This is a genomic window from Methanobrevibacter thaueri (assembly GCF_015062915.1).
Classification (GTDB): domain Archaea; phylum Methanobacteriota; class Methanobacteria; order Methanobacteriales; family Methanobacteriaceae; genus Methanocatella; species Methanocatella thaueri_B.
Map to the genome: position 1 here is coordinate 1 of NZ_SUTJ01000018.1, position 11,977 is coordinate 11,977.

The 11,977-nt window shown below is 31.6% G+C and carries 11 protein-coding genes; 3 read left to right on the top strand and 8 right to left on the bottom strand.

Going from position 1 to position 11,977, the window contains the following annotated elements:
- The coding region (locus tag E7Z78_RS08815) for an Eco57I restriction-modification methylase domain-containing protein (protein WP_303724796.1) at positions 1-2,814 on the bottom strand (2,814 nt) is incomplete at its 3' end.
- Positions 2,815-2,826: 12 nt separating this feature from the next.
- Positions 2,827-5,976 (bottom strand): helicase-related protein, encoded by a 3,150-nt coding sequence (locus E7Z78_RS08820; protein WP_303724797.1) that lies wholly within the window; start codon positions 5,974-5,976, stop codon positions 2,827-2,829.
- A 116-nt stretch (positions 5,977-6,092) separates the two neighbouring features.
- Between E7Z78_RS08820 and E7Z78_RS08825 the strand changes: the two genes are divergently transcribed.
- Positions 6,093-6,437, top strand: coding sequence for a hypothetical protein (locus E7Z78_RS08825; RefSeq protein ID WP_303724798.1), 345 nt, complete (start codon positions 6,093-6,095; stop codon positions 6,435-6,437).
- Positions 6,438-6,644: 207 nt separating this feature from the next.
- Entirely contained in the window at positions 6,645-7,457 is an 813-nt protein-coding gene (locus E7Z78_RS08830) for a hypothetical protein (RefSeq protein ID WP_303724799.1), read from the top strand.
- A gap of 39 nt (positions 7,458-7,496) precedes the next feature.
- Here the strand turns inward: E7Z78_RS08830 and E7Z78_RS08835 are convergent, their stop codons facing one another.
- From E7Z78_RS08835 to E7Z78_RS08845, 3 genes are all read right to left on the bottom strand, one after another.
- Positions 7,497-7,886, bottom strand: a complete 390-nt coding sequence (locus E7Z78_RS08835; RefSeq protein ID WP_303724800.1) for a hypothetical protein — start codon at positions 7,884-7,886, stop codon at positions 7,497-7,499.
- A gap of 183 nt (positions 7,887-8,069) precedes the next feature.
- Positions 8,070-8,441 (bottom strand): hypothetical protein, encoded by a 372-nt coding sequence (locus tag E7Z78_RS08840; RefSeq protein ID WP_303724801.1) that lies wholly within the window; start codon positions 8,439-8,441, stop codon positions 8,070-8,072.
- A 171-nt stretch (positions 8,442-8,612) separates the two neighbouring features.
- On the bottom strand, positions 8,613-10,046 hold the full coding sequence (locus E7Z78_RS08845; RefSeq protein ID WP_303724802.1) for a gamma-glutamylcyclotransferase: 1,434 nt from the start codon (positions 10,044-10,046) through the stop codon (positions 8,613-8,615).
- Between the two features lie 323 nt (positions 10,047-10,369).
- Between E7Z78_RS08845 and E7Z78_RS08850 the strand changes: the two genes are divergently transcribed.
- Entirely contained in the window at positions 10,370-10,588 is a 219-nt protein-coding gene (locus tag E7Z78_RS08850) for a DUF4870 domain-containing protein (protein ID WP_303724803.1), read from the top strand.
- Between the two features lie 79 nt (positions 10,589-10,667).
- Here the strand turns inward: E7Z78_RS08850 and E7Z78_RS08855 are convergent, their stop codons facing one another.
- Genes E7Z78_RS08855 through E7Z78_RS08865 form a run of 3 tightly spaced genes read right to left on the bottom strand, consistent with a single transcriptional unit; the run spans position 10,668 to position 11,861 of the window.
- Positions 10,668-11,174: a hypothetical protein gene (locus tag E7Z78_RS08855; RefSeq protein ID WP_303724805.1), complete on the bottom strand. Its 507-nt coding sequence runs from the start codon at positions 11,172-11,174 to the stop codon at positions 10,668-10,670.
- Between the two features lie 4 nt (positions 11,175-11,178).
- Complete coding sequence (locus E7Z78_RS08860; RefSeq protein WP_303724806.1) at positions 11,179-11,661, bottom strand: hypothetical protein; 483 nt, start codon at positions 11,659-11,661, stop codon at positions 11,179-11,181.
- A gap of 2 nt (positions 11,662-11,663) precedes the next feature.
- Positions 11,664-11,861, bottom strand: coding sequence for a hypothetical protein (locus E7Z78_RS08865; protein WP_303724807.1), 198 nt, complete (start codon positions 11,859-11,861; stop codon positions 11,664-11,666).
- Positions 11,862-11,977: the final 116 nt, after the last annotated feature.

Below are 11,977 nucleotides of genomic sequence, written 5' to 3' on the forward strand. Positions count from 1 at the left end.
AATTTTCTCTTTTTCAAATAAATAATCATAACTACATGATCTAAGATTAAACCAATTTTTACCTTTATCGTACCGTTTTTCTAACTTTTCTTGATATTGTTGTAAAAATTCATAGATATAAGGATATTCTTCTTTTGTATTCAATCCATCAACACTATGTATTAGATATAAATTTTGGTATAATATTTTCCATTTATTAATATCTCTACCTCTTAAAATAGGTTTTATTATCTCTTTATTATTAGAATCTTCTTTAATCAGTCTATTTTTTGTTTCTTCATCAATTATGAAAGCTTTATTAAAACCTGTTTTAATACCATAATTAATTTGAATATCTAAATCTTTAATTAATATTCCTTCATTAACTATTTTTTCTCTCAAATCTAAAATTTGAGGACTATTAAATGTAAAAGAATTTGAACTTAATTTATTTTGATTCATATAAAAATTATTATTCACATAAATTTCATTTTCTTTTAGATAATCTTTTTTAATTTGTATTACACATGTATCAACAGAAGCTTCTTTGAATACTTTAACACCAGTAAAATCATTATAAATTTTTAATTGATTTTGTAAAATTAGCTTTCTAAGTTTTTCCCCATATTTAGCTTTCGCAAACTTATTAGAACAAATAAATGCAAAAATTCCTTCATCTTTTAAAATTTTTAAACCTTTCTCAAAGAAATATACATATAAATCTGCAACACCCGTGTAAGTTTTATAATGTTGTTTAAGATATGGCTTGATTTCTTTAATTTTTTCTTGTCTTACATATGGAGGATTTCCAATTACAATGTCAAATCCCGGATTTTCTCCTTTAAATATTTCTGAAAATTCTAATTCCCATATAAAGAATGGACGGTCATCTCTATATTCATATTTTTTTATTTCTTCAATCAAATCTTTTCGTCCGATACTTTTAAGATGTTCTTCAATGAAACTCCATTTTAATTCCTTAATTTCACGTCGAAGTTTATCTTTTTGACGAGGCCCACAAGTATTGAAAAATTCTCTCTTTTTAGATTCAATTTTTTCAAATAATTGCTCTTTAGGAGTCATAGCTAATTTTGTTTGAGCAGATCTAACAATTAACTCATCATCAAACAATCTAACATTATCATAACCATCAATTACAGAGTTTCCACACATTATCTGATTATCTAAATTTGGCAAGGGTTCAATTTCTTTAACATTATCTTCATCAACAATTAAAGACAACCAAAACCTTAATTTAGTAACATCAGCTGCAGAATATTCTAAATCAACTCCATATAATGAATTAGCTATTGTTTCCTTTTTAAGATTATAAAAATCAATATCTTGAATATTATTTATTAAACGAAGAATATATCTTGCAGTGACAATTTCATTCATCATTCCTACTGGAAATGCTCCTGAACCCACAGCCGGATCAATTACCTTTACATTTTTAAGCAAATTGTCTAATTTATCTGAATTTACTTTGATAGATTCTCTGATATGAGGAATCTTTTTAAGTTTCTTACCCGCATCATGTACTTTAATTATATGTTCAATAGCCAAGTAACCTTTAGTAATAAACTTCCTTAAATCTTCTTCTGGAATATCCGTATTTGTTTCAAGATAAGATATTAAGTTTTCTTGACACATATAATGAACAATATGTCTCGGAGTATAAAATGCACCTTTTTGCTTTCTATCTCCACCTTCAAGTAAACTTTCAAATACTTTACCAAGCATTTCAGGATCAACTGCCACTTCTTTTTCTAAAGGTTCATCTTCTTTAACAGTGAAATTGAACATGTCAAAAGTTTTAAAAATATTATTAAAAATAGAGTTAGTGAGATTAATATCAGTTTTTACCCAATCATAGTTATTTATTGGTTCAAATAATGCACCATTTAAAAATGGCACCATATATCCAAATTCAGAGTAGTGAAAATCAGCAACTTCCTCTGCAAATCCTTTATAAAATAATGGTTCTAAAACATCATTAAAGAAATTCTTTCCTTCATCTTGACATTTATTAAAAATTCTTCTTAAGAAATCTTTTGGACCAGTCCCCCAATTTTTACCTTTTTGAACACCTAACCAACCTTTCTTTTGAAGGAAATACATGAATACTAACTGACCCATCAATTTTTTAGCAAAATCAGATGATTTAATATATTTAGAATCAAATTCTTCACAAACAACTGAATCCTCTTCTTTAATTTTAGTTAAAGATTTGACTAAGGATTTAACAAGATCACTATACTCTTTAAAGAATTCATCAGTGACATTCTCAATATTGAATGCATCATCAATTTGTTTAAGGGAAATTGGTTCTTCAGATATAAGTAAATTTAAAAATTGTGTTTGGCAGGTATGATTAGGCTCGTTTGGCCCTACTAAAAATGAATGTCTACGTGGGGCACTTAATTCTTCCTTAACCCCATTTTCTCCAAATTTAAAATATTTTTTAATATAAGAGAATCTCCAATCATCAGAATCTTTAGAATAGAATGCCACTAATGCTGCCTCTTTATGAGTTTTTCTCATTACATCAGCTATTAAATTTCTTTGCATTGTTCTAGCACGGTCTCGTGAAGATTCATTTGATAATTCAATAGCATATAACCCAATACGCTCATCAAATTTACTACGATATGAACCAACAGTGAAAAAATGATTAATATATTTTTTAAAATTATCTTTCACATATTGTTTTTCTTCAACAGTACTGATTTCAACATCATTAAAAAGCTCTAATAAAAAATATTCAAATCGTTCTATATCAAACCTTTTCTTAAATGTTTCATCTAAAATATTAATAGCTAATTTTGCATCCATAGACTTATTCCCCTATTTAAAGTATTCAGATAAAACAATTTCCTTTATGTCCTCATCTGAATTACTATCATTAGTTGTTGTTTTTAAATCTTCAACTTTAATATTTTTCCTTAAACTTGCAATTGTTGATTCAGCATCAATTGCATTATCTTTTAAAGAATTATGAATACGTTTTGCTTGATTTTTGGTTATATGTCCTTCAATCACTAAATCTTTAACTTTTGTTAAAAAATTAATATCATAACTTGCTAATAGGGCTTTTTGTGAAAGTGCTGCATTAATATATGAAAGTATTGAAGTTTCTTTTCGTGTTAGCTTTTGTTTATTATCAGGGTTAAATAATAATTCTTTAAACGCATTTAAATTTAAATCTAAATAATCATAATATTTTCTATCAACAATTAAACCTTTTTCATCAGGTGATGCTTTTAGTTCCTTAATTGCATCAAAAAAGTCTATCTCTTCAGTTTTATCAGCTGATGACTTGAAAACTTTTTTAAATTTACCTGTTTTCAATAAAGTAATTAGATAATTTTTATCTGATTTTCTAGCAACTCTTGCTTTTTTAGGTATCTCTTCAATTTTCTTAAATAACTCTTTATCATTATCTCTAATGTCCCTCATTAAATGCAAATATTTTAGTTCATCATCTACAAACTCTTCTTCATCTAAAGCATTTGAGTTAATTCTATCAAATAAATCAAAGGAACGAATTGGTTCATCAGTTAATAATTGAGAATCATTACCCAATAATTCAATAAACATTGCGATTTTATTTTTAGCAAGTGACTCAATCTGAATATTTTCTTCAATAGGGTCGGTTGGGAAGAAGTTATATATGTATACTTCATCAAAATCTGTTCCTAACCTTTGAACCCTACCTACCCTTTGCATTATCTTGGTCGGATTCCATGGAATATCAAAATTAATAATTACATTAGATCTGTGTAAGTTAACACCATGAGATAATGTATCAGTAGCTATTAAAATACGATAATCATTTTTTTGACTAGATTTCTTTACATTAGCATCAAAATTAAATAAAACATCATCCATATCTCTTTTAGAAGATTTACCAGTATATAACATTACTTTATCAGTACATCTCTCCTTAATTAATTTATAAATATCATTAGCAGTGTCTATAAATTCAGTAAAAATAATAATTTTCTTATCTTTCAACAAGTTTCCATTTAATAAATCAACTAAACGTTCTCTTTTAGGATATTCAGTTATTGATGCCCATTTTTCTTTAATGTTTGTTAATATGTTTAAATCATTTTCTAAATCAACAATAAACTTATCAGTAAATTCATCTTTAAGATATCTTTTTATTTTACCTGAATTAATTAACTCATCAACTTTATCAATATCATCATCTTCTATTAAATCAAAAATTTTCCAATTATAATCCCTACTTGTAAAAAATTCTCCTTTTTGCTTAAATATTTTAATAGCATTTTCATGAATTTTAATTGAATTATCAATTGATTTTTTAAAAGCAACATTGCCACTTTCTAATCTTTTAACAAGTAAAATTTTAATAAAATTACCCATCATATTTTGAGAATTAGAAAATTTAATCTCAGGGTTCTTCTGATATTCAATTGCCAATGGACGATATTTTGCATATGTTAAATTTTTATTAATCAAACGTAATGTTTCATCAAAAACTTCATTAATATAATCCGTGAATTCATAATAAACGGGTATTGGTGTTTTTACAGTTGGAAACTCTAAATTATTTGTTTTTAAATCATTTTGATAATATTTATTTATACTATTCCTAGTTCTTCTTACCATCAAGTATTGTAGTACATTTTCACGAATATCCGCAGAAATCTCTTTACTAACTCTTAAATATAATTCAGGATCCTCATCCTTATTAACCATTTTCTGTCTTTTATCTAAACGTTTAAAATAAGATTCTAAATCACGTACTTTAGGATTCGGTAAAGTAGAATTGTGAGATGGTTGGAATAATTTAATTTGACTTAACAAATCAGAAGGAGAATTATTAAATGGAGTTGCAGATATTAACACTACATTTTTCCCTTTACAAATTGATGATAAATAATCATATCTTTGAGTTTCTTCGTTTCTAAATTCATGAGATTCATCAATTATTACATTTTGATAGGCAGTATAATCATACTTTTTAACAATTTGGTCCAACTTTCCTTTAGATTCAACTATAGATTTTACTTCAAAATCTCTTAAAACCCGTTTCCATCCTCCAGGGTTGTGTTCATCTATTAATGCTGGAGGTGCAATTACTAAAGTGGTTCCTTTTAATTGTTGTGCAAGTAATGCTCCCATATATGTTTTTCCAAGCCCAACTACATCAGATAAAAATACCCCACCATATGCTTTTATTTTTTCTTTAGCATCAAGCACAGCATCTCTTTGATAATCTAAATACTTAAAATTTTCAGGAAAATACTCTACATCCATTTCTTTTTGATCATTCCAAATTTTATCATATAAAAATTCATAGATAAACTTTAAATATAATTCATAAGGAGTAATATCATTTCTTAACCATGTTTTAGTTGTTAAAGTATTTATAAACTCTTTAGTTATAGGTTCAGATTTATCCCATAATTCATCAAATTTTTCTTTTGCAAAATAATAATCATTTGAATCTTTAAGTTCAACATTAAATTCTAAATTTTTTTCAAGCCCAGGGTATGTAAAATTACTTGATCCAGTTACTACACGACCTATATCCTTATCATCTTCAGGAAAAGTCATGATATATAATTTTGAATGTGTCTTTCTTTCTTTGTATGCTTTAACTTCTAATTTTCCTGATTTTAACCAATTAATAAATTGATAAGCTCCTTTTTCAACATTTAATGAATTTTCAGAATTATCCATTTCTTTAATTAAATCATTATTAATTTGTTCTTTGAATTTGACAGTGGAAATATTAGTTTTTTTTGAATCTTCAATTAATTCAAAAGTTTGTGAATCAATTCCCATTCCAACTAAAATTCTTACTTTATCAGTTTTTTCCAAACTTTTTTGAAGTTTATAAAAACCACTTACATAAAAATAACCAACAAGACAATCAAAAAACTCAGTATCTTTTAAAAGAACATTAAATCTATCTATTAATGTATTATTTTCTTCATTAGTGAAAAAACTAGTATCATTCATATTATCACAAGAAAGACATTACTATAAAATAATATAGATATAATAATAAATAAAAGTATTTATAATAATCTTGATAGATAATGATAATCAAGAAATTAATTGAGTATAGTGATACAATGAATAATAAAAATGTTTCATCATTCGAAATAATAAAACATAATAATTTTTCTTGGAGTTATGTTTATAAAATTAATAATAAAAAACGAGATATTCATGCTGTTTCGGTACGCGAATTAAAAAGAAAAGTGATATCTAGAAATTTACCATGGGATGATGAAAATTATCCTGAAAATAATATTAATGAATCAACTTATGATTCAGACAAAGCGGTACATATTCCTTATAAAAAAAGTAATGAACAATACACAGATGAAACTTATGACTATGAAAAAAGTGGATCATTTGGCAATTGGGTTCCTAGTATGAAAAAATGGAATAGAGATAAAAGAAATAAATATTGATTATAAAATTCACTAAAAAGCATTTTACAGAGAAAAACTTAATTTAGAAACTCATTGATTTTAAATTCTATTTTTTATGTTATGAAAAATATATAAAGACAATTATAACTCTCATTTTCCAATAGTTGTTATTAATATATTAGCAAATTGTATAAATATCATGCAACAAATATTTGAATGTAAATTATTTTTGAAAAAGGTGTAATAATGAATAATACTCATAAGATAATAATAGCCTGTCTGATAGGCATAATAATCGTATTGGGAGGAGCAATTGTAGGAAGCTTAATGAAGGAACCTACAAAGACCGTTGAACTATTTGAAAATGGTACAACCATTGATGTGCCTGCAAGCACAAATCTCACAAACCACAGTGCGTTCAGCACCACTTACGTTACTTCTAAAAACACCACAATTATTGGTGTGGACAATAATAATCTTGTTGGCGCACTTGCTTCAAAAATATTATCCACAATTATTGTTGATAAAGGTGAAAAGCAGGACAATGGATTATATAAACTGGACAAGACTAGCATCATGGAACTTGGCGACCAGTTAGGTCAAGGTTATGATGAAAAAAATATTAAGGAAGCATTTGTTGGCATAAAACACAACAATACAGTCAATCAAAGTGTGATAATCATTGGAAGTGATGAAAAAGAGATAAATGATATTTTAAACAGCACCCAATGGAAGGAGAGCACTCATTCAAGTGAGACAGTGAATGCAACCACCACTGATTCACAGGCACCCTCCTCAAATGAAGACAAGACATATCCGTTCTATGCTGATGACGGGACAATAGTCGGATATTATCATGTTGGAGATGTCGTAGAGCATTATGATGGATTATACCAATTGAAATCCAATGGTGAATGGGAATACATTGGTGAGGCAAAAGGCTCCAGCCAACAGGCATACGATCAGGGCTATTCAGATGCACAGGATGATTCAAGCAGCGATATTGATGAAGGGGAAGCTGATGATAAGGGCACCTCTGATTCAAGTGATTTTGATTAAATGAGTTGGAGGATTTCCTCCAAACCATTATTTTTTTAACTAGTAATGCATGTTTCTTCTTGCATTCTTTCCCAATTTTTCTTCCCTTAACAGTTTAGATGACTTTGTTGATTTCTGCCTTCTTTTGGAGCAGGAATAGTTCGGCGGATACACTGTCATCACATTGATGCAATTGTTGAATATTTTTACACAAATCTTAATCAACCCATATTCCTTGTTGTCCGGCGCCTCATACAATAGCTCATAGCCGTCCTTGTACTCTTCTGAAGACACGTCATAATCCACCATCTCCTCATTGAAAATGAGATGCCTAATGAAATCCATTGAAAACCTGTTCAGGATTGAACGGTCCCTAATATGGTCAAATTTAATGTTTACACGGTCAACATCCAAAGTTCCAACATATAACTGATCTATCAAACTGTTCATAATCAATTCCTCCTTGTATAGTTAAACTCCAAAAAATTGACGCTGAAATGGTTATAAAAAAATAAAAATATTGCTTGGCGTGGTTTTTCTGGTGTTTGGCACAGCAATGCTGCAATATTATAATGTCATCAGGTTATATATAAAGGTTTGGAAAATGCCTTTTAAAATGAGAATCTGCTCTCACTAAAGCAGCATGTCCAGATACCTTGGAGGCAAGTCCTCAAGCTCAGGGTTTTTCATGAGCTCCTCCATCTTTTCCTGTCTTTTAAGGCTATCTTCCACAGAATGTTGTGTTTTAATATCCCCGTCCAAAGTAAAAACTCCCTTAAGGTTAAGCTTAACACCCTCATCCAGTCTTTTTTCAAGTTCGCTTTCAAGATAATTGAGCTCTGAATCTGACTTCTGGCATCTCCCATTGCACTCACCGTCAAATGTGCAGTCATAGATGACAAAATCAATGTCATTGTTTTTTGCTACTTTCAGCCTGATTTGATTGATGATTTCACATTTCTGCCTGCCGTTCACGTTTCCACCTTTAAGTTGAGTTAACCTCATTCTTTATAATAATTTTATACAAATAAACTAATAACAATTTCCATAGGGTTCAAATTATCGGATTGCCCTTCAAACTCATTTATTGAATAATTATTTAAACAGTTCACTATTGCGATGAGTTTAAATATCATACGATTCCATTTTGTTAGTTACAAAAGGAATTGGAGGTGATTATCTCATGCAGGAGTTGAGATAATCCTCAATTTCGTCTTCTGACATTTCCGGCCAGTTTTCCCTGATTCCCCTGCGAAGGGTGTTGAGGTAATCTTCACAAGGCATGTTATAGTCTCGAATGTCAGTGTTGGTGATTGTTTTTACCTCAAAGCCATCCATCTCTCCAAGAGTGATGGTGTCCTCATACCAGCCATGGATCTTATCCTGACTGCGTCCTGCATTTTCCCAGCGAACTACATGGTCGAACTGTTCCTTGGTGATTAGGTAGGCAACTCCTAATGCATGGCCTCCTTTAGTGACATCAAGGAATGACACTCCCTGCCACTGCCAGGATCCTGACTCATGTCCAAAGTACATTTCATAAGGAATGTCAATTGCCCTAACCTCAACCGGTTGGGCAGTGTCCCCACATGGAGGAAAAGATCTGCTGCCTTCAAATGACCCTCCTTCGATGTAGCACATGAATCTCTCATAGAGCATGTTGCTTCCGTAGGAAACGTACCAGACGTACTCCTTCCATGACGGAATCTTCTTAAGGTCTGAAACCTCACGAAGGAAGACATATACATATGCGAAAGTGCTCTCACCATTTAAAGTGATTCTTACACATCTTTTGGCATAAAGGGAACCTTCGCCTTCAAGCCTGTCGATTGAAGGCATGTCCTCAACCGGCACCTGGTAGGCCTCGACAATTGCAAGGCCGTCACCGTCAACGATTGCAGGATACCATCCCACATCATACATGTCATAGCCTGCAAGAAGGGTTGTGCCCAGATAAGTGCTGTTTTCTAAATATCCATGATTGGACTCACCCTCCATCAGGGTTCCGTAAACCAGCACTTGCCTTTGAGAGAAGTACTCGGCAACGGATTTGATGTCATCCTCATAGCTTTCGCCCCACATTCCGATGAAATCAGAGGCAAGAATCTTGTCCTTGTAGCTTGAAACGATCTTATCAATCATTTCAGCAAACTCAGGACAAAGGTCTGAGTGCAAGTCTATGAATTCCTTGACTCCAGCCTTCATGAATATGTTCAAGGCCTCGATTTGACCCTTGAATGCCTCAAATCCATGTCCGCGCAGGTTCTTGGATGTGGACATCTTAAGACCCTTCTTAAGGGCGGACTCGGCCTTCAATGTGAAGGAATCAGAATCAGTCATGTATGCCTTCATGAGGATTGCGGTGCAGAGGTAGGTTGGAGTGTAGATGAAGTCCACTACCGCCTCGACTGGAATCTTGCGGGATTCAAAGAACTTGAATGACCCGTCACCATCCTGGAAATCGATGATGATGTCAAGATTATTCTTCCAGTTTGCATCCTTGAAGTCGGCTTCCTCATCGAGGAAATCCTTCAGCCCAGCAATCATCTGGAAAAGTTCGTCAAACTTAGGTACATTGTTTATTTGCTTCTTAAGTATTAATTCATTCATGGCAATGGCCTCCTTAATTGTGTTTTTAAAAAATGTAAGAATTGTGGTGTTTGTTCTTACAGTATATACTTTGGTTGTTATCCTTTATAAAGTTTTTGGTATTTTAATAATCAATGTTTAAAGAAAATTATTGAACGTTAGAAAACTTTCATATATAACATTGCTTTAATGTTCAATGTCCAATATGCATGAGCATGAAAATCCAAATATTCATTCAACTTAATCTAAATTTAGTCAAAAAATATAAAAATTATCAAATACATAAATAATTTCAACATTTACTCAAAATGTAATGAAAAACATTAAATCGTGGAGGTGACAACATGGCTGAAACAAAAGAGCTGATCATTGCAATTGTAGGATATGTCATTGCATTCGTATCCCCTATACTTGGCCTAATCGCAGGGGCCGTGATTTTCTACACACAAAAGGAAAATCCGTTCCTTAACAAGCATGGAAAGTACATTATGGTCTTTGCAGTAATCATGTGGATAATCAGCATCATCCTTGTAATGACAGGTGCTTTTCCATCAGTAATATAGCTTATTTTCAATAAGCTTTTCTTATTTTTTTAAATAATAAGTAACCGTGATACGGTTACCCATTAATTTTTTTTATGATTTAATCAAAACCCCGAATCAGATTGAAATCATAGTATGAGTTCAAATGTTCGCCATCAACAACCTCACCGTCATCAAGCATGGCTGCAATACCTGTTGAGTCATTGTAGTCCCCAATGTTTTCAACCTTAAACATGTATCCGATTTCAGCCTCAATAAAACCTGAAGCACCTGTTTCAATAATCTTTTCAATAAGCTCACCCATTTCAGGAAGGCTTTCAACCATCTCCTGATAGTTTGCATACTGGGCAGTTCCTTTCTTATAGGGGTTTTCGGGAAAATCCCACTGCAGTTTCCCATCCACCAAGTACTGGAGCGGACTGTCAAGCTCCTCAAAGTACCTGTTGTCAAAGACTCCTTTGATGTTGATGTCCTTGGAGTGTGGGGAGAAAATCTGAAAGGCCTCAATCTGAGCGTTCCTATAGTGGATGTCCTTTCTTTCGGTTGCGCAATGCCCATATGTTTCACAAAACACGCACTCATCCCTCCATATGCAATCATCTCTCACATTATCACCTCCATTTAAGTGAATTTACCATGAAAGCCGTCTCATTTGGGTTGTCTGATGTTATAAACAGTTCAATATTGTCCTTTTCGGTGAAGCTACCGTATCTCTTGTAGAGTATGAAATCAGCTTCATAGACTTTTACTCCATCAATGATTTGATAGGGGCGCTTCATCTCCGCTTCAATGTTTTTGCGGTTTCCCCGAACCTCAAAGTCAAGCATCTTATCATAATTCAGGACATTTATCGCATAGCCCTTGCCTGAAAGCAACTTGGCATGACCTGGTTTTAAGATTTCAACCGTGAAATTGCTGCTGTTGGTAGTGCTGATGTTGAATAGCTTGAAATCATACTCATTGTCTTTAGGATAGAAAACCTCATTCTGGCTGAAGTCCTTTTCGATTTCAGTGAAAAGCACCGGATTCAGGAACATGAAAAGAAAACATGCTATTATTGTGAGTATTACTGTTGCCGTAATGAATTGCCTCACTTTCACACCCCAACATTATATCTCAGCATGTAGAAATTTTTTAAAGCCAGAAACGGATCGCCCGTCAATAAATAGCTTGCAATCATGAAAAAGACCGCATGAGTCAGGACAATGATTGCCAATAGGGCAAAAACTAATCTAAACTGTTCAAATGTAAATATGTAAATGTTATCAACTCCCATGGTTTTTAAGAAGTCCAAATCTATTGGAATGGTCTGGTTGGTAATAACATTACTGATGAGGTTGTTTAAATAGTTTTTGGAATAAAAAATTTTTAATCCTTGGAAACAACTCCAAGTACCTGAGTGAGGTGGTT

Excerpts from the sequence above, each read along its gene's own strand:
- E7Z78_RS08840 (WP_303724801.1), bottom strand. The coding sequence starts at position 8,441 with ATGAGGTTAACTCAACTTAAAGGTGGAAACGTGAACGGCAGGCAGAAA.
- E7Z78_RS08820 (WP_303724797.1), bottom strand. The coding sequence starts at position 5,976 with ATGAATGATACTAGTTTTTTCACTAATGAAGAAAATAATACATTAATA.
- E7Z78_RS08845 (WP_303724802.1), bottom strand. The coding sequence starts at position 10,046 with ATGAATGAATTAATACTTAAGAAGCAAATAAACAATGTACCTAAGTTT.
- E7Z78_RS08850 (WP_303724803.1), top strand. The coding sequence starts at position 10,370 with ATGGCTGAAACAAAAGAGCTGATCATTGCAATTGTAGGATATGTCATT.
- E7Z78_RS08830 (WP_303724799.1), top strand. The coding sequence starts at position 6,645 with ATGAATAATACTCATAAGATAATAATAGCCTGTCTGATAGGCATAATA.
- E7Z78_RS08825 (WP_303724798.1), top strand. The coding sequence starts at position 6,093 with ATGAATAATAAAAATGTTTCATCATTCGAAATAATAAAACATAATAAT.
- E7Z78_RS08835 (WP_303724800.1), bottom strand. The coding sequence starts at position 7,886 with ATGAACAGTTTGATAGATCAGTTATATGTTGGAACTTTGGATGTTGAC.